The 17,174-nt window shown below is 57.4% G+C and carries 21 protein-coding genes; 8 read left to right on the forward strand and 13 right to left on the reverse strand.

The window, feature by feature from the left end; genetic code table 11:
- Positions 1–2 precede the first annotated feature (2 nt).
- Together arsJ and FZZ88_RS11215 are read right to left on the reverse strand one after the other, a co-directional pair.
- Entirely contained in the window at positions 3–1,256 is a 1,254-nt protein-coding gene (arsJ, locus tag FZZ88_RS11210) for an organoarsenical effux MFS transporter ArsJ (protein WP_166017213.1), read from the reverse strand.
- Positions 1,253–2,275: an ArsJ-associated glyceraldehyde-3-phosphate dehydrogenase gene (locus FZZ88_RS11215; protein WP_166017214.1), complete on the reverse strand. Its 1,023-nt coding sequence runs from the start codon at positions 2,273–2,275 to the stop codon at positions 1,253–1,255. Before FZZ88_RS11215 ends, arsJ begins: the two co-directional genes overlap by 4 nt.
- A 63-nt stretch (positions 2,276–2,338) precedes the next feature.
- Between FZZ88_RS11215 and FZZ88_RS11220 the strand changes: the two genes are divergently transcribed.
- Genes FZZ88_RS11220 through FZZ88_RS11230 form a run of 3 tightly spaced genes read left to right on the forward strand, consistent with a single transcriptional unit; the run spans position 2,339 to position 4,364 of the window.
- Positions 2,339–2,653 carry a helix-turn-helix transcriptional regulator gene (locus FZZ88_RS11220; RefSeq protein ID WP_166017367.1) on the forward strand — a complete coding sequence of 105 codons (315 nt, stop codon included), beginning with the start codon at positions 2,339–2,341 and terminating at the stop codon, positions 2,651–2,653.
- A 2-nt stretch (positions 2,654–2,655) separates the two neighbouring features.
- Positions 2,656–3,273, forward strand: a complete 618-nt coding sequence (locus FZZ88_RS11225) for a DUF938 domain-containing protein (RefSeq protein ID WP_166017215.1) — start codon at positions 2,656–2,658, stop codon at positions 3,271–3,273.
- Positions 3,270–4,364 (forward strand): mechanosensitive ion channel family protein, encoded by a 1,095-nt coding sequence (locus tag FZZ88_RS11230; protein ID WP_370520008.1) that lies wholly within the window; start codon positions 3,270–3,272, stop codon positions 4,362–4,364. Before FZZ88_RS11225 ends, FZZ88_RS11230 begins: the two co-directional genes overlap by 4 nt.
- On the opposite strand, the gene FZZ88_RS11235 is transcribed toward FZZ88_RS11230, so the two are convergent.
- Together FZZ88_RS11235 and FZZ88_RS11240 are read right to left on the reverse strand one after the other, a co-directional pair.
- Entirely contained in the window at positions 4,325–4,639 is a 315-nt protein-coding gene (locus FZZ88_RS11235; protein WP_115095327.1) for a Tat pathway signal protein, read from the reverse strand. The genes FZZ88_RS11230 and FZZ88_RS11235 overlap by 40 nt on opposite strands.
- A 38-nt stretch (positions 4,640–4,677) precedes the next feature.
- Positions 4,678–5,082, reverse strand: a complete 405-nt coding sequence (locus FZZ88_RS11240) for a hypothetical protein (RefSeq protein ID WP_226426190.1) — start codon at positions 5,080–5,082, stop codon at positions 4,678–4,680.
- 55 nt (positions 5,083–5,137) lie between these two features.
- Here FZZ88_RS11240 and purS point away from each other — a divergent pair, with 55 nt between their 5' ends.
- Genes purS through FZZ88_RS11260 form a run of 4 tightly spaced genes read left to right on the forward strand, consistent with a single transcriptional unit; the run spans position 5,138 to position 8,202 of the window.
- Entirely contained in the window at positions 5,138–5,392 is a 255-nt protein-coding gene (gene purS / locus FZZ88_RS11245) for a phosphoribosylformylglycinamidine synthase subunit PurS (RefSeq protein ID WP_166017369.1), read from the forward strand.
- Positions 5,389–6,045, forward strand: a complete 657-nt coding sequence (gene purQ / locus FZZ88_RS11250; RefSeq protein WP_166017217.1) for a phosphoribosylformylglycinamidine synthase subunit PurQ — start codon at positions 5,389–5,391, stop codon at positions 6,043–6,045. The genes purS and purQ overlap by 4 nt, the downstream gene beginning before the upstream one ends.
- Entirely contained in the window at positions 6,045–7,010 is a 966-nt protein-coding gene (locus FZZ88_RS11255) for an LD-carboxypeptidase (protein WP_166017218.1), read from the forward strand. The genes purQ and FZZ88_RS11255 overlap by 1 nt, the downstream gene beginning before the upstream one ends.
- A gap of 4 nt (positions 7,011–7,014) precedes the next feature.
- The gene (locus FZZ88_RS11260; RefSeq protein WP_226423682.1) at positions 7,015–8,202 is read left to right on the forward strand and encodes a CARDB domain-containing protein; all 1,188 of its coding nucleotides are present in this window, start codon (positions 7,015–7,017) and stop codon (positions 8,200–8,202) included.
- A 67-nt stretch (positions 8,203–8,269) separates the two neighbouring features.
- Here FZZ88_RS11260 and fba read toward each other — a convergent pair whose 3' ends face one another.
- The 6 genes from fba to accD form a co-directional block, all read right to left on the reverse strand.
- Positions 8,270–9,343: a class II fructose-bisphosphate aldolase gene (fba, locus tag FZZ88_RS11265; RefSeq protein WP_115025231.1), complete on the reverse strand. Its 1,074-nt coding sequence runs from the start codon at positions 9,341–9,343 to the stop codon at positions 8,270–8,272.
- A gap of 126 nt (positions 9,344–9,469) precedes the next feature.
- Positions 9,470–10,537, reverse strand: a complete 1,068-nt coding sequence (locus FZZ88_RS11270) for a class I fructose-bisphosphate aldolase (RefSeq protein ID WP_166017219.1) — start codon at positions 10,535–10,537, stop codon at positions 9,470–9,472.
- A 309-nt stretch (positions 10,538–10,846) separates the two neighbouring features.
- The gene (locus FZZ88_RS11275; protein WP_166017220.1) at positions 10,847–11,557 is read right to left on the reverse strand and encodes a histidine phosphatase family protein; all 711 of its coding nucleotides are present in this window, start codon (positions 11,555–11,557) and stop codon (positions 10,847–10,849) included.
- A gap of 440 nt (positions 11,558–11,997) precedes the next feature.
- Positions 11,998–13,077, reverse strand: a complete 1,080-nt coding sequence (locus FZZ88_RS11280; RefSeq protein ID WP_166017221.1) for a Gfo/Idh/MocA family protein — start codon at positions 13,075–13,077, stop codon at positions 11,998–12,000.
- Between the two features lies 1 nt (position 13,078).
- Positions 13,079–13,450 (reverse strand): hypothetical protein, encoded by a 372-nt coding sequence (locus tag FZZ88_RS11285; RefSeq protein ID WP_115025235.1) that lies wholly within the window; start codon positions 13,448–13,450, stop codon positions 13,079–13,081.
- Positions 13,447–14,328, reverse strand: coding sequence for an acetyl-CoA carboxylase, carboxyltransferase subunit beta (accD, locus tag FZZ88_RS11290; RefSeq protein ID WP_115025236.1), 882 nt, complete (start codon positions 14,326–14,328; stop codon positions 13,447–13,449). The genes FZZ88_RS11285 and accD overlap by 4 nt, the downstream gene beginning before the upstream one ends.
- Positions 14,329–14,514: 186 nt before the next feature.
- Between accD and FZZ88_RS11295 the strand changes: the two genes are divergently transcribed.
- Complete coding sequence (locus tag FZZ88_RS11295; protein WP_115025237.1) at positions 14,515–15,057, forward strand: ferritin; 543 nt, start codon at positions 14,515–14,517, stop codon at positions 15,055–15,057.
- A gap of 12 nt (positions 15,058–15,069) precedes the next feature.
- On the opposite strand, the gene FZZ88_RS11300 is transcribed toward FZZ88_RS11295, so the two are convergent.
- The 3 genes from FZZ88_RS11300 to FZZ88_RS11310 all read right to left on the reverse strand — a co-directional run bounded on the left by FZZ88_RS11300 (position 15,070) and on the right by FZZ88_RS11310 (position 17,112).
- Positions 15,070–15,867, reverse strand: coding sequence for an A24 family peptidase (locus FZZ88_RS11300; protein WP_166017222.1), 798 nt, complete (start codon positions 15,865–15,867; stop codon positions 15,070–15,072).
- Positions 15,855–16,142: a hypothetical protein gene (locus FZZ88_RS11305; RefSeq protein WP_166017371.1), complete on the reverse strand. Its 288-nt coding sequence runs from the start codon at positions 16,140–16,142 to the stop codon at positions 15,855–15,857. Before FZZ88_RS11305 ends, FZZ88_RS11300 begins: the two co-directional genes overlap by 13 nt.
- A gap of 67 nt (positions 16,143–16,209) precedes the next feature.
- A complete protein-coding gene (locus FZZ88_RS11310; RefSeq protein WP_115025240.1) occupies positions 16,210–17,112 on the reverse strand; it encodes a phosphoribulokinase in 903 nt (300 codons plus the stop codon).
- Positions 17,113–17,174 lie beyond the last annotated feature (62 nt).

Here is a 17,174-nt window from a genome sequence, read left to right on the forward strand (position 1 = left end):
CTTCATCCTGGGGCATTTCGCACAGTCGGCAGTCTGAGGCTGCTGATCCATGACAACAACACCAGCAGTGACGATGCCCAGAGGCAGGCCTGCATGCCAGCGGCCTCCGTCTTCCCGAGCATGAACACCGCTCCAGAGAGCATGGTTCCCACCAGGCGCCCGGCAGCATTGGCCATGTAATAGAAACCCACGTTGAGACTGACACTCTCCGCATCGGTGTAGGCCAGCACCATGTAGGAGTGGATGGAAGAATTCATGGCGAACACCACCCCGAAGGCGGCAAGGCCGGCGGTGATAGCAACCTCCACATCAACCTCTCGCCAAAGCGCAATAGCGATCAAGGCCGGGATCGCCGTCAAAAGCACACTCCAGAACTGCACGGCGGACACGCCGGGCGGAGCGGTCTGACCCCAGAGTTTTCGGAGACCAGGAGCTGTTCCCTGGACGATGCCGTAACCGATCACCCAAAGGCCGAGGAAGCCACCGATCTCCCAGAAGCTCCACCCCAAGGAAGCCTCCAGAAACACCGGTAAGGCCACCACGAACCAAACATCACGGGCACCGAACAGAAAGAAGCGCGCCAGAGACAGCACATTGATGCCCTGGGATTTGGAGAACAGGGATGCAAACGCCGGTTTTGACTTCATCTTTCCGATCTCCCCCGGCAGCACCAGGGTCAGCAGGAAGGCGAGGGCAAGGCCCGCGGCCATCCAGCCCACGGCGGCGTTGAAGCCAAAAGCGGTGAGCAACACCCCACCCAGAAAGAAGCCCACACCCTTGAGGGCGTTCTTGGATCCCGTCAGGATCGCCACCCATTTGAACAGCTTTTGTTGCCCCTGCTGTTCATCCTCTGGGGTTTCGGGCACCACCGTTTTGATGGCACTTTTGGCGCTCATCTTGTTGAGATCTTTGGCGATGCCACTGATCGCCTGAGCCACCATCACATAAACCACGCTCAACAGCTTCGGCCACCCAGCTGTGACGGGGATCAGCATCAGCAGTGCAAAGATCTGGAGCAGCGTGCCCATCCAGAGGGTGAGCCGAAGCCCATAGCGGGCACCAATCCAACCGCCATACAGGTTGGTAACCACCCCGAAGAACTCATAAAAGAGGAACAGAGCGGCGATCTCGAGGGTGGTGTAGCCGAGCTGGTGGAAATGGAACACCACCAACATCCGCAGGGCACCATCGGTGAGTGTGAAGGCCCAATAGTTGGCAGTGACGATGCCGTATTGCTGCAGGGGGGAGAGCTTCATGCCTCGCTTTCCACCACGTGACAGGTGAGGTCGGCCATGCGGCAGCTATAGCCCCATTCGTTGTCGTACCAGGCGAATACTTTCAGCTGGTTGTCATCCACCACCATCGTCGACAGGGCATCGACAATCGAACTGCGGTTGTCGTTGGTGTAGTCGCAAGACACCAACGGGCGTTCCTCATACCCGAGGATTCCCTGCAGCGGACCATCCGCCGCAGCCTTGAAGGCAGCGTTCACCTGCTCCACCGTGACGTTCTGCTTGAGCTCGAACACCGCGTCGGTGAGGGACCCATTCAGCAGGGGAACGCGCACGGCATGGCCATTGAGCTTGCCCTTGAGCTCGGGAAAGATCATGGCGATCGCCTTGGCCGACCCGGTGGTGGTGGGGATCAGCGAGGTCAGTCCGGAACGTGCCCGGCGCAGATCACTTTTGAAGGAGTCGATCGGCACCTGGGTGTTGGTGATGTCATGAATGGTGGTGATCAGTCCGTGCTCGATCCCAAAGTTTTCGTGCACCACCTTCACCACCGGCGCCAGGCAGTTGGTGGTGCAGGAGGCGGCCGTCACCAATTTGTGCCGCGCCGGCTCATACAGCTGATGATTAATGCCATAAACAATGTTCAGCGCCTCCTCACCGGCAACAACGCCCTTCACCGGACAGGCCACCACCACACGCTTCAGGCCCACCTGCTCGAAATAGGGGTTGAGGGTCTCCGGCGTCTTGATCTTGCCGCTGGTTTCCAGCACCATCTCCACACCCCGATCGATCCAGGGAACAGCCGTGGGATCTTTTTCGCTGGACCAGGTGAGCTCGGATCCCTCCACAGTGAAACCATCGGCACTGCTGGCGATCCCCCGATCCCAACGACCATGGACGGAATCGAACTCCAGCAGGTGGGCCGCCGTTGCAGCGTCACCAGCGGGATCATTGACATGCACCAGTTCAATGCCAGGCCGACCCCAGAGAGCCCGAAACACCAGACGACCAATCCGCCCAAACCCGTTGATACCGATGCGCATAGCAACCCCACTGATCAATCAAATTATGTTGATCCAAACAGATCGGTGGATGCTGCTCCTGTGATGCAGAACACCCTCAATGTCGAGCAGTCGAGGCAGATGCTCAAAGCACTGGCCGACCCCATCCGCCTCAAGGTGATTCATGCTCTGGCACTTGGGGAACGATGCGTCTGTGATTTAACGGGAGATCTCAATCTCCCCCAGTCCAAACTCTCCTTTCACCTCAGGGTGCTTCGCGAAGCAGGGCTACTGACCGATCGGCAAAGTGGTCGCTGGATTTACTACCGGCTGCAACCGAATGCCCTTGCAGCGCTGGAGGCCTGGCTAGCCGATCTGCGCCTCCACTGCAGCCAAGACGCTGTTCCCTGTCAGGAATAACGATGGACCAACGGCTTTTTTTTCCGGCAACGGAACGCAATCGCAGGCCCATCGGGGATCTGCTGAGCCAGCTGCTGCCCGCTGCAGGAGCTGTGCTGGAGCTGGCCAGTGGTAGTGGAGAACATGCCGTCTGTTTTCAGCAGCGGTTCACGAATCTGCTCTGGCAGGCCAGCGATCCGAATCCAGACCATCGCGCCAGCATCGACGCCTGGATCCGCTATCAAGGCCTGAGCGATGTCATGCCAGCAGCCCTCAATCTTGATGTTGAGGAACGACCCTGGCCCCTCCCCCAAACCATTGGAGGGTCACTGATGGCTGTGGTTTGCATCAACCTGCTGCACATCAGTCCAGCCAACTGCACCAATGCGGTGCTCGAAGAATCTGCCGTGCTGCTGCCCAGCGGCGCCCCACTGATCATCTACGGCCCCTTCATGCGCAATGGCGCCCACACGAGCGCGAGCAATGCCGCCTTCGACAGATCGCTGAGGGAGCGGAACAACCAGTGGGGGTTGAGGGAGGTGAGCCTGATCACATCACTCGCCGCCAGCGCTGGTTTCAAAATCGACGACGTGGTGCCCATGCCCGCCAACAACCTGACTCTGGTGCTTCGCCGCCGTTGAGCGAAGAGGTTCTTGCCAGCTCCCACCAGGCACTACACAATTCAGCCTTAACAACGGCAGAAGGCATGGGTCTTGGTGAGCTCATGGTGAAAATCCTGATCGGCATCTCTGCCACCCTGGTCCTGTCTTTTCTGTGCAGGAAAATCTTTCCTCGCTTCACCAAGAGAAGCAAAACCAACTTCGACGACTTTGTCCTAAATGCCCTTGCAGATTCAATCATTCCGTTCGGAATTGTCGTCGTCCTGATCCTCACGCAAAAAGAACTTGGCCTGCCCATCAACGTTGAACGTGCCTACGACACAGCACTGAGACTTGTTGGAACAATCGTGCTGATCAGGTTTGTAAATCGTGTCGGCGCACGCTTTCTGACGGGGGTCGCCCGACGTTCGGGTGCAGAAGATCTTGAGCATTTGCTTCAAAGTCTTCTCCCACTGCTAAGAGCAGTGATCTGGGGCATCGGCACCATGGTGCTGCTGCAGAGCCTCGGTGTAAAGATGACCGTGATCTGGGGCTTGTTAAGCGCCGGCGGTATCGGCATTGGCTTGGCCTTAAAAGAGCCGGCCCAGGAATTGTTTGCCTACTTGATGATTCTTCTGGATAAGCCATTCACCGTTGGTCAATTCATCTCGGTGGGCTCAACATCAGCAACAGTGGAAAGAATCGGTGTTCGATCTACCCATCTGCGAAGCCTGCGTGGCGAACAAGTGGTGATGAGCAACTCAAGCCTCACAGGCTCAACCATCCTTAATTTCGCCGAAATGGCTCAACGCCGCATGATCTATTCGATTGGCGTCACCTACGACACAACTGTCGATCAAATGAAGGCCATCCCAACCATGATTCAAACCATCATCGATTCTCAGGAGCACAGCACCTTCAATCGCTGTCACTTCACCGAATTTGCTGATTCAAGTCTGAATTTTGAGCTTGTTTATTACATCGATACCCGAGACTTCACCACTGCATTAAATGATCAGCAAGCGATCAACCTCGGGATCATGGATGCATTTGCCCGAGCAGGCATTGAATTTGCCTTCCCAAGCCAGACGCTCTACTTGGAGGGAGATTCACTCACTGGCAAAGCGTCTTGATGGGTCGGGGCTGCCGAACGCCAGACAACACCACCAATCAACAAGGCCAACGCAGCCACAGCAGCCGTGAAAGGAATCAAGCGTCGCTGATCCGCACTTGTTCCGAGAGTGATCTGCTGGGAGATGTTGTCGCGCCGCGACGCCAAAAATGATCCCTGACGACAGCTGGTGCAGACCGTGTTGGAAATGCCTGCATTTTTCAACTTGAAGCCGTAACGGCCTGGAATCTCAACAGGTGTTCCGCAGCTGGAACAGGGGAGAGAAAAAACAGCCATCAGGAATCTGCCCTCTCCACAGGTCTATCACCCCGATTTCATTCCAGAGGGATGGCCCCATTGGCGCAGACAGCGCCCCAACAGAGACTGCGATCCGCCCTCCAGGAAGGTTGCACCTGCAGCCACGCCTGGTTCTGACCGACCCTCATCATCATCTGACCAGTTCCGTCATGGACGAATTCGACGCGCTGCTGATCCCAGGTCAACACCCAGCGCTGCCCCGGACTCGCAGCGACCATGCGGCATGGACTCCAGGCCTGCTGGCCGATCCGGCAGCGCATCGATGCCGCTGCAACGGACATGCCACCTGCTGAACTACCGATCATCAGTAGAGCAGCTGTCCAGAGCTTGATGTGAAACAGAGACACTCGCTGGGCAGCACGCTGGCGAAAGGGCTCCTCCTCACCATGCGAACGGGTAACAGTCGCGCCCGTGGGGGGCACCGGATCTCTTCAGGGTTTGGTGTCTGTCAGGATTCGATCAGACCAGTTGCTGATCGTGCCGCGTTTTCAAGCCCGCGTCCTTGTGCGTCTGCGCCCCTCTGTGCTCGATCCAGCCGGAGAAGCCGCGCGTGGTGCCGCTGAACGTCTTGGGGTGGAAGGCCTCAGCAAATTGCGGATCGGAAAAGCCGTGGAAATGGAGATAGAGGCCCCCGATGAAGCGGAGGCCCGCCGCAGGTTGGAATTGCTCAGTGATCGACTGCTGGCCAACCCAGTGATCGAGGACTGGAGTCTGGAGCTGAACCACTCATGAGCATCGGGGTCATCGTTTTTCCCGGCTCGAACTGTGATCGGGATGTGCAATGGGCAACGGAGGGATGCCTGGGCTTGAGCACACGCCGGGTCTGGCATGAAGAGACCGACCTGAGCAGTTTTGACGCCATCGTTCTGCCTGGAGGGTTCAGTTACGGCGACTATCTGCGTTGCGGTGCCATTGCCCGCTTCGCACCAGCCCTGCAATCGCTGATTGACTTTGCAGCCCGGGGCGGTCGCGTGCTCGGGATCTGCAACGGATTCCAGGTACTGACGGAACTTGGGCTGCTGCCCGGAGCACTGACCAGAAACCGGGATCTGCACTTCATCTGTGAGGACGCGCCCCTCAAGGTTGTGAGTCAGCGCTCGGCCTGGATGCAGGGGTACAGCGACGGGGGCGGAACGCTGACCTTGCCGATCGCCCACGGGGAAGGCCGTTATCAGTGCAGTGATGACACGTTGAAACAGCTTCAGGACGAAGACGCCATTGCCCTCAGCTACGGCAACAATCCCAATGGATCGGTCGCAGATATCGCCGGCATCACCAACCCCAGCGGCAACGTTTTGGGCTTGATGCCCCACCCGGAACGGGCCTGTGATCCTGCAACTGGAGGAACCGACGGCCGACGCATGCTGGAAGCCCTGCTGGGCTGATGCAGACCCGCCGGACGCTGCTGATCTCAGGGGCATCCACCATTGCATCCACTGTCGTCACGGCCCTGCTCTCCCCCCGGGCCATGAGCGCCCAGCGGAGGTTGGCACCCCTGAAACCTGGAGCACGCATCCGCGCCGTAAACCCCGGCACATGGATGGATCCAGACACCGATCTGAAACTCTTGCTCGAGCGCTGTGATGAACAGCACTGGCATCTGGAGATCCCAGCAACAGTCACCCGTCAATGGCGCTATTTCTCCGGAACCGACCGGGAGCGGAGCAGCGATCTGACGGCTGCCTGGAATGATCCAACAGTTGATGCAGTGCTGACCGTTGGAGGTGGCTGGGGGGCCGCCCGCCTGCTCGAAGCCGGATTCCGCTTTCCACGACACCCAAAATGGAGCCTTGGGTTCTCTGACACCAGCTCCCTGCTGCTGGCCCAATGGGCCGCCGGCCTGCCTGGGGGCATCCATGGATCCAGCGGCGGCACAGATGCGCAGTGGCAACGGACGGTGGATCTGCTCCGTGGACGTCCGGTGGAACCTCTGCAGGGAGAGCCAAGACGGCGGGGGATCGCTCGCGGCCCCTTGGTTGTCACCAATCTGACCGTGGCGACCCATCTGATCGGAACGCGCTGGCTTCCCTCCCTGAAGGGGGCCATTTTGGTGCTGGAAGACGTTGGAGAAGCGCCCTACCGGGTGGACCGAATGCTGACCCAATGGCGCAGCGCTGGCCTTTTGCAGCACTTAGCGGGGGTGGCCTGCGGTCGCTTCAGCTGGGCAAAAGACGACATCCTCCCCGGTGATTTCACCATGGAGGAGATCCTTGAGGAACGCCTGGGCGATCTTGGCATTCCCCTTGTGCTCAATCTGCCGGTGGGCCATGGTCGCCCCAACGAGGCTTTACCTCTGGGATCACAAGCACAACTGGATGGCCAGCGGGGCCTTCTCAGCCTGATTCCTTGATCTGTTGGCAAAACGCTGGTACTTCGCTGGCTTTGCCGCTAGCGATGGACCAGAGCAGCTGACCCTCGTGGCCGACCTCACCATCGCGAACACGGTGTCCGATCTGATCCAGGGTGATGTCCGCGAACATTTGCCGCTGGAGCGGATTCCCCTGCAGGGCGACGTGCTTGGGCTTGGGACCACAACCAGCATTGACAACGGAGAGCTGACCTTTCTGCAGGACAGCGCATCGACATCAGCCATCTGGCGCTGCGTTGCCCACGACGGCAGCATCATCAAACTCTCTCCTGGCGATGGGAGTGGTCACTTCCCTTATGTGTGCTTCACAAGGGATGCATCCACCCTGCGTCGCCCTGTGGCGATTGAATCGCTCGGCCCCACGGAGGAAGCGCCTCTGCAAAGACTGGTGGCAGAAGCAATCGCCCAGGGACAACGCTCCGGAACCCTTGAGTCGGCTCCCATCTACGGAGTGCGGATGCTGACCCACTGGCATGAACTCGTGATCACCGTGGCCTCCAAGCTCTGCATGGGTCAGCAGCGGCGCAACATGAAGGTCGCCGCCAGTGAAGCGGGATCATCAACCGCAGGTCAAAGCATCTACGACATGCTTCAGCACTACCGACTGGCGCCGCAACCTACAGAGGAAACCAACGATCCAATCCGCTATCTGGGACGCGCGATGCAGTGGGATTGCTGTGGCTTTTTTGACACCGAACCGGAGCTGGGGCGCGTCACCGTTCCTCAGCCAGGCGCCCACTTGCATCTACATGGATGCAGCACTGATCTGGCCTATGGAGGACATCTTCACCATGAACATGCTTCAACCAGACTCAAACAATTGGAACGCCTTTGGCTGTATCCACTCCAGACCCTCAGTGCCCTTGGAAGCGATATGGCCATTGAGGACTTGAGCTTCGACAACGGAATGCTTCGTTTTCGTGTTGTGAATGCAGGGGAAATGGACGTGAGCGACGTTGGCGTGGCCGTTGTGATTAATGACCGCTACAGCAGTCGTCGTTACATCAGGATCCCCTGGTTAAGTGCAGGCGACGATGAGGAATTCACCTTGTCGTTATCCCTCCCAAGCGGCAAGCAGCTGATCACAGTGATCGCAGATCCTGAGGAGATTGTGATCGAAGCAGAGAACCGTAGGAACAACAATCGATTGGACTTGGAAGTCCAGATTCCATGAGCTCTGACATCCATCATCCACAAAAAAAGGGGCCCCTAAGGGCCCCTGCTGGAGATTGATCTCTAAATCAGGCGGCGACAGCAGCCTTGGGATCGAGAGCACCCTTGGCGTACAGACCGGCGAAGTGGGTGATGCTCTGCTGCTGGATCTTGCTGGCATTGCCGGCAGCCCAGAACTGCTGGTAGCGGTCGAGGCAGACCTGCTTCATGTACTTCCGAGCCGGCTTGTTGAAGTGGCGGGGATCGAAGTTGGCAGGGTCAGCCATGGCTGCCTCACGCACAGCGGCGGTGAAGGCCAGACGGTTGTCGGTGTCGATGTTCACCTTGCGCACACCATTGCGGATGCCCTCCTGGATCTCTTCGACGGGAACGCCGTAGGTCTCGGGGATGGAACCACCGTGCTTGTTGATCATCTCCAGCCATTCCTGGGGAACGGAGGAGGAGCCATGCATCACCAGGTGGGTGTTGGGGATGGCTTTGTGGATCTCAGCGATGCGGCTGATGGCCAGCACTTCACCCGTGGGCTTGCGGGTGAACTTGTAAGCGCCGTGGCTGGTACCGATAGCGATAGCCAGAGCATCACACTTGGTCTTAGCGACGAAGTCAGCTGCCTCAGCAGGATCGGTGAGCAGCATGTCTTTGGACAGCTCTCCCTCGAAACCGTGACCGTCTTCGGCTTCACCCTTACCTGTTTCCAGGGAGCCCAGACAACCCAGCTCACCCTCAACGCTGACACCCACGGAGTGGGCGAAGTCCACAACCTGCTTGGTGACGTTGACGTTGTAGTCGTAACTGGCGGGAGTCTTGGCGTCGGCTTCCAGGGATCCGTCCATCATCACGGAGGTGAAACCGTTGATGGCAGCGGAGTAGCAGGTGTCAGGAGCGTTGCCATGGTCCTGGTGCATCACCACAGGGATGTGGGGATAGGTCTCGGTCGCGGCCAGGATCAGGTGACGCAGGAAGATTTCGCCGGCGTAGCTGCGGGCACCGCGGGACGCCTGGAGGATCACGGGGCTGTCGGTCTCGTCAGCCGCTTCCATGATGGCCTGGACCTGCTCGAGATTGTTCACGTTGAACGCAGGGATGCCATAGCCGTTTTCGGCGGCATGGTCGAGCAAAAGCCGAAGCGGAACGAGCGCCATAGGAAAAATCTGATACGGAACCTTGACGGAAAGACTCCGCCGGGCGACGACTTTACCTATTTGTGTTCAAATTGTCACCAAGCCCATCCAAACAAACGACAGGGCTTGGTGAAATTCGATTCAGTCTCAGTAGGTGTAACCGGCGACGAACAACTGTTCATCAGACGAAGGCTGAGAGCCAGCCACGTATTTGCCGAGTGAGGCTTCAGAGTTGGCTTGGGCCCTTGCAAACAGTGCTTTCTGACCAGCTTCGGTGTTAGTACCAGCCCAACCTTTGAGGCAAGAGTGCTGCAGAGCACGGCCATAGGAGAAACCGAGGTTCCACTTGGCCTTGCGCTCAATGCTGTTCATGTGGTTCAAGTACACCGAAGCAGCTTCCTCACTCAAGCCTCCGGACAGGAACACAATGCCGGGAACACTGGCAGGGACACTGCGCTCGAGGGTTCGCACCGTCATGGCCGCGACTTTTGCAGGGTCTGCCTTGTCTGGGCAGTCAGCGCCCTGAACCGTCATCGAGGGCTTCAGCAGGGTTCCTTCAAGCAAGACACCGTTGGCGTAGCAAGCGTGATACACCTCCTGAATGACGTGTTCCTGAATTCGAGCGGTGGTTTCGATGCTGTGGTTGCCATCCATCAGGATTTCGGGCTCCACGATGGGGACAAGGCCGGATTCCTGAACCGAGCGGGCATAGCGGGCCAAACCCCATGCATTTTCGCGAACAGAGAGGGCTGAAGGGCAGCCATCTGCCGTGATTTGCAGCACAGCACGCCACTTGGCGAAGCGAGCGCCCTGGGCGTAGTAGTCAGCAGCACGCTCGACCAACCCATCAAGACCAGTGCAGAGCGTCTCGACGGCGTTGGCACCACCCAGAGGCCTCAGGCCCATATCGACTTTGATGCCGGGAATAATTCCGAGCTTGCCCAGCTTGTTCACCATGGACTCGCCGTCAGCATGGTTTTGGAAGAGGGTCTCTTCGTAAAGAATGGCTCCGCTAATGAAATCTCCGAGCCCCGCTGTGGTGAAGAGCATCCCCCGATAAGCCTGTCGATTGGCTTCGGTGTTCTCCACTCCGATGGAGCCAAGACGCTTGCCGATGGTCTTGGTGGACTCATCAACAGCAAGAATTCCTTTGCCAGGTGAGGCGAGGGATTGTGCGGTTGCAATCAGTTCGGAGGAATAATCAGACAGTGCCATTTGACTTATCGGAATTGAGGGAGTCTCGGGGCCTCGAAGGACAACCTGGCCTCTCTCATTACGCATTTGAGTAATATTTGCTACGAGCTATTTGTATTTTTTGGTTTTTTGAGGGCGTGCGAGATTGGATCAGTTTTGCGCAGGTTGTGCGCATGGGTTGTGCGATTTCAGGCTTCAGATGCGCAGTGTTGCTGGACATCTCACCCTTTTGGATTGATCATCGTTCAATGCTCCTATTCAACAAAAAAGCTGGCTCTTTTCAGAGTCAGCCTTTTTTTCGAACCAAGCCTCAATCTTGAGCAGACCGGTTCACAGCTGAGATAGAGCCTGCCACTGATTGGGCAGGATTTTGGAAACTAATTCGAAGCCGCCATCACCGAGAGGCTTTGCAACGTATGCGACGCCCATGGGTGCGGGATAAATTCCATTGATTGGAACGATCGGCATCGTCACACCCTGGAAAGGGTCATCATGTCCAACGAGGAATGTATTTTCCCCGACTTCAGGCTTGGCGGACATCAAGGGAGCAACGCGCTTCGCATACTCTTTGTAATCCTCAGGAGTGCACTCAACACAAGGCAAGAAATTCAAATTTGAGTTCTTGGTATAGGTGCCGAAAGCCAACTCAGCTGTGTTGTACGCACGGCAGTAATCACTTGAGATGACCTCTCCTACAGGAATACCTACAGCCTTAATACCTTCACCAATTCTTTTAGCATCAGCCTTGCCTTCATCACTCAAGCGTCTCTGAGTGGTGCAATCCAAAAGATTCAGCTCAGGGCTGACCTGATCGCCCCAGTCCTTTGTGGTTTTGGCATGACGGATGTAGATAACATAACCGCCATCCCTGAGAGCACTGGCGAGATCTTTGCCCTCAACTTTGTTGACGAAATCTTGGTTGTTCTGTTCTCCAGAAAGGGTGGTGTCATTTTGCTCATAGGCTTCAACCTCACTGGTTTTTACATCAGGTTTTTCCTTGGATAAATCCTCGCCGACCGATCCAGAGGAGCATGCCGCCATCAGGAGAAGGGCAGCAATGCAAGTTACTTTTCTAAGCATTGATCAAAGAGCGATGTACTTATTAAAGCGATTGAAAAAATGCGAGACATTTTCAAAGACACGCCAAGGCGTCTCCGTTTATACAGGATTGAAATCAAGCGATTTTCTGGCCAGATCATCGTGGCGACAAACCCCTTTCACAGGCTTGCTGACTGTCCAGGCCCTAACCGATCCAACCAAGACGCTTACCAAGCGTCTTGGTTGAATTCATCAACAGCCAAGATCTCCTTCCCAGGAGCGGCAAGGGCTTGCGGTGTAGCCATCAGTTCCAAGGTGTAATCCACTAGAACCGTCGTATCGGTTCAAGCAACATCCATTTTTCAATCTGAACTGATAAAAAACACACGTGAGTTAAGCGCAGGCCTATAAATTAGGCCAAGAGATTGCATCATTTGAAGCGATCAAGTGTGAGAAAGCGATGCTTCAACCCGATCGCATACGTCGCGGCTCACCACTCCTTCAGCCAAGCCAGGAATCATCGGATTGCCGCTGCGAATGCTGTCAGCCCACCAACCCAACACTCTGGCAACGGGCGCAATCCGACCATCACTCCAGGTTTGTTTAAACGCGAGGTCCGCATCTAGAGGCACCTCCCTTAGGCCCTCACCCAACGGTGCGTGGTGAAGTTCGAATCCGTGCACATAGTCTTTCTGATTGCTGCTGCTGAGCACCAGGGACCCATCTGATCCAGTGATGTCGAGGCAGTACCCACGTCCGCAGCGGGACACCGAACTCAAGCTGACCTGGGCTGGCACCGGCACGTCCGATCGGCCTTGCCATTGCAGATTGGCCTGAATCAATGACACATCCGATGCATCAACAGAGGCCAAGCCCCCATTGGGATGAGGTCTCTGAGCAATCGACACGCTGTTCAAGGCTTGAACAGACCCCAGGGGACCAACCAACCAGGCGAGCATGTCGAAGGCATGGGTTCCCAAAGCGCCAATCACACCGCCGCCTTGATCGGCCTGGGAATACCAATTCCAGCTGCGCCGGGGATCGGAACGGCTGCCCATCAACCAGTCGAGTTTGACCAGCCAGGGAGTACCAACAGCACCGGCCCGAAGCAGACGCTCCGCCTGCATGAACAAGGGGACGGCTCGATATTCGTAATCAACACCAACCGATAGAGCCCCTGCCATCGCGAGCCGCTGAAGCTCCCGGGCTTGATCGGCATGCAAGGCGATGGGCTTCTCCAACAAAAGATGCTTACCGGCCTCAAGGGCTCGACGAGCCAACTCGAAGCGCGGTGCAGGGGGCGTGGCTATCACAACTCCTTCGACTGCAGGATCCGCAAGCAGAGCGTCCCAGTCGCTGTATCCCTTCAGCCCATGCACGGCCGTGGCGTCATCCAGCCGCTCCTGACGTGGGTGCCAGAGGGCGACCGCCTTCAGATCGGGAGCTGCGGCAAGCGCCGGTAGGTGCACCTTCTCACCAAAGCCGAGACCGGCAATAGCAACACCAATGGGTTGTGGAGGCATCTCAGCTGGAGAGGGGTTCGGTGCAGACAGCCTCAATCACAGAGGTGATCAACCCGTCGTCCCCGGCAGGCTGCCATTGGGCACGAAACCGCGGCAAACCATTCACCTGCTTGTCGCGAAAGAGACCTTGCGCACAGTCCAGTTGCATCACATAAAGCTCACCAGCAGGCTGGTTGCCATCGTCAGTTGCCGCTGGTGTGAAGCGGCTCAGCACCGTTCGGAAGCCATCCCGATCGATGCGGACACTGCCGCGATCCCACCACTGCTGGCCAGCGTCGGTGGATGGAACCTCGATCCATTCGACAGGAGCGGCCAAGACGGGTGCAGCCCAGCAGATCAAACCCAGAATTAGGGCAAGTCCGAACCTGATCATGCGCTGGTGAGCTCCATCGGTTTGCAGCCATGCAGGCGCAACAGATTGGCCAGGGTGGAGCGCAGCTGGGTGCGTGGAACGATCGTGTCCACGAATCCGTGCTCCTGCAGATATTCAGCCGTCTGAAAATTGTCCGGCAACTTCTCGCGCAGGGTCTGCTCAATCACGCGACGCCCAGCAAAGCCAATCAGCGCTTTCGGCTCCGCAAGGATCAAGTCTCCCAACATGGCGAAACTGGCCGTCACCCCCCCGGTGGTGGGGTGGGTGAGCAAGGGCATGTAGAGCAGCTCGGCTTCGCGGTGGCGTTCCAGTGCTCCGGAGATCTTCGCCATCTGCATCAGGCTGAGCATCCCCTCCTGCATCCGGGCACCGCCGGACGCACAGACGATCAGAAGCGGCAGCTTTCGGGCTGTGGACTCCTCGATCAGACGGGTGATTTTTTCACCGACCACGGAGCCCATCGACCCACCCATGAAGCGAAAATCCATCGCCGCCAACCCCATGGGGATGCCTTCAACCCGGCACAGCCCCGTCACCACGCCATCCCGCAGCCCAGTCGAGGCCTGACTTTCCCGCAGTCGGTCGGCATAGGCGCGCCGGTCTTTGAATCCCAGTGGATCCACCGGTGCCAAATCAGCATTCAGCACCTGGAAGCTGTCGGGATCGGCAATCAGTGCAATGCGTTCAGCACTGTCGATCCGGTGGTGGTAGCCGCAATTAGCGCAAACACTTGCATTCAGCTTCAGGTCTTTGAGATAGACGACCTGACCGCACTCAGGACATTTGCTCCACAGACCATCGCCTTCATCGGGTTCCTGCTTGACATTGGCGACGAACTGACCCTTGCGGCGATCAGCAAACCAATCGAACAGAGACACACAGGGCTGTCAGCTCTCTCCATTAAAAGCTGCCCGGGGGAAGACCTTCCAGATGGCTCACAGCAGAGCGAACCACGCTCTGCAGCCCCAGGACGTGATCCATGTTCTGGGGCAATGTTTTTTCGTTTTTGAACCCGACAGATGCTGTCCTTAGCCTGCCGATAACGAGATTGAGCAACGTCAGGCATGAGCTCCCACACAGCTGCCATCAATACCCACTTATCCCTTGAATTCCAAGCCAGCCACACTTACCTGGCTATGTCGATCTGGCTGCGAGAAAAAGATCTGATCGGTTTTTCCAGCTACATGCTGAACAAAAGCGTTGAAGAGCGTGGACATGCCTCCAAGCTGATCTCGTATCTGGTGGACAGTGATTGCGAGGTCCAATTGCCGACGATTGAGTCACCGCAACGGGATTGGGATTCCGTCGAAGCACTCTTCGACATGGTTTACAGCATGGAGAAAGACGTCACACGCTCGATCAACGACATCTACAACCTCTCAGAGAAGCAAGGAGATCGCACCGCGACAGCCATGCTGGATTGGTTTATCGAAGAACAACTACAGGAAGAATCAGAAGCTCGTTTTGTGATCAAACGGTTGCGGCTGGCCGATTCGAACAGCGCAGCGCTGATTCTTCTGGATCAACAATTCCTCGATGGAACGCTGCTGGCCAATGTGAAAGCAGGCCGAGCCTTTGATTCCCAGGGAAGTAGCGCAGGAGCTTGAGCCCAGATCGGTTCAGCCACCCAGCAGCATCACCCATTCACTCCACCACCACAGCGGGCCCGTCAGCCAGACCAACCAGATGCCGAGAGCAATAAACGGACCGAAGGGGAAGGGTTCCTTAGGGCCAAGATGCCCACTCAAACGAGCTGCACCCCCAACAGCGGCACCCGACGCAATCGCAATGGCCATCGCGGCTGCGATACCCCCAAGTCCCAGCCATGCCCCACCCAGCGCAGCCAACTTGGCATCACCCAGGCCCAGCGCAGGTTGACCCAAAAGCCGTTCGGCCAGGGCACTGAGACCTTCCAACAGCAGCAAAGCCAGTACAGCTGCGATCAGATGGGTTGCAAGAACGGAGACCCCACCAACGCTGCTGACGAACAACCCCAGCACCACACCCCAGCGACACAGGGGCTCCGGCAACCAAAGGTGGTCCAGATCGATCAACACAAGAGGCAGCAGCAGGGCGATCAGAGGAAGACCAGCCCAGGGGAGCCAGAGATCGGGGAGCCCGGCACCAGCACCAGGCCACACCAATACAGCTGTCATCCATAAGCCGGCACTCAGGGCCTCCACCGCTGGATAGCGCCAGCTAATCCGGGCATGACAGTCGCGACATCGCCCTCTCAGCAGAAGCCAACCGAGCACCGGGAGATTGTCATACCAGCGGATGGAATGGCCACATTTGGGGCAGTGGCTGCCGGGAAACACCACCGATTCCTGACGAGGCAAGCGCCACACCACCACGTTGGTGAAGCTGCCGACGCAGGCGCCAAGCAAAACGATCCAAAGCCAGATCAACCCTTCCATCGGGTCCGGCCACGGCTCGTGCGGCCACGGATCAGATCGATCGCGATGAACTCTTCATCCGGCAGCAGGACGGGCGTCTCGAAGACCACCCGACCGTCGGGCTGCTGCGAATCAACAACAACCCCAAGAGGCTCATGCCCCGCAGGCGTGTTGGAGAGATAAGCGAAGTAGACCCGACGGGCTTGGGCAATCAGCGAACGGCTGTCAATGCGATCCCAGCGTGGAGCCGACGGAACACCCGAAGCTCCACGAATTTCGAAGGAGGGCGTTGACAAAGAAATAGAGCCCACCTGATCACTCAGATGGGCTCATTGTAGAGATGAATGTTGTATCGAGAAGCGATCAGCTGACCTTCTTCTTCTCTTCGATCATGCGGTGAATGATCGGAGTGAGGATTAGTTCCATTGCAAAGCCCATCTTGCCGCCGTTCACCACGATGCTGGTGGGGCTGGACATGAAGGAATCGTGGATCATGCTCAGCAGATAGCCAAAGTCGATTCCCCACTTCTCGCGAGCACCCTTGCGGAAGTGAATGATCACGAAACTTTCATCAGGCGTCGGGATATTCCGGCAGATGAAGGGGTTGGAGGTGTCCACCGTGGGAACCCTCTGGAAGTTGATGTCGGTCTGACTGAACTGGGGGCAGATGTGGTTGATGTAATCCGGCATCCGGCGCAGGATCGTGTCAACGATCGCTTCGGCGGAATAGCCGCGCTCAGCATTATCACGGTGGATCTTCTGAATCCACTCGAGGTTGGTGATCGGCACCACGCCCACCAGCAGGTCAGCCAGGGCCGAGACGTCGTATCCCTCTCCCTTCACGCCACCGTGAAGGCCTTCGTAGAACAAAACATCAGTGCCTGAGGGGATGTCTTCCCAAGGCGTGAACTGACCCGGCTCGAGGTTGACGCCGAGACGGGCGTTGTGTTCGGCAGCTTCTTCGGGGCTGTGCAGGTAGTAGCGCTTCTGACCGGCACCGGTCTCGCCATAGGTGCGGAATAGCTCCTCAAGCTTGTCGAACAAGTTGGCCTCAGGGCCGAAATGAGAAAAGTTTTCACCCTTGGCCAGGGCATCCGCCATGGCCTTTTTCATGGGCATCCGCTCGTAGCGGTGGTAGCTGTCGCCTTCCACCACTGCAGGGGTAATGCCCTCCCTCGCAAAGATGTGCTCGAAGGCGCGCTTGACGGTGCTGGTTCCAGCTCCGGAAGAACCGGTGACAGCGACAACCGGATGACGCTTCGACATCGACGCGGGGACTAGAGGCCCGGCGATCTTGCCAGATCAGGGCCCAATTACACCAATCCGAA

Origin of the sequence: Synechococcus sp. PH41509 (genome assembly GCF_020514285.1) — a bacterium.
Taxonomy (GTDB): Bacteria; Cyanobacteriota; Cyanobacteriia; order PCC-6307; family Cyanobiaceae; genus Parasynechococcus.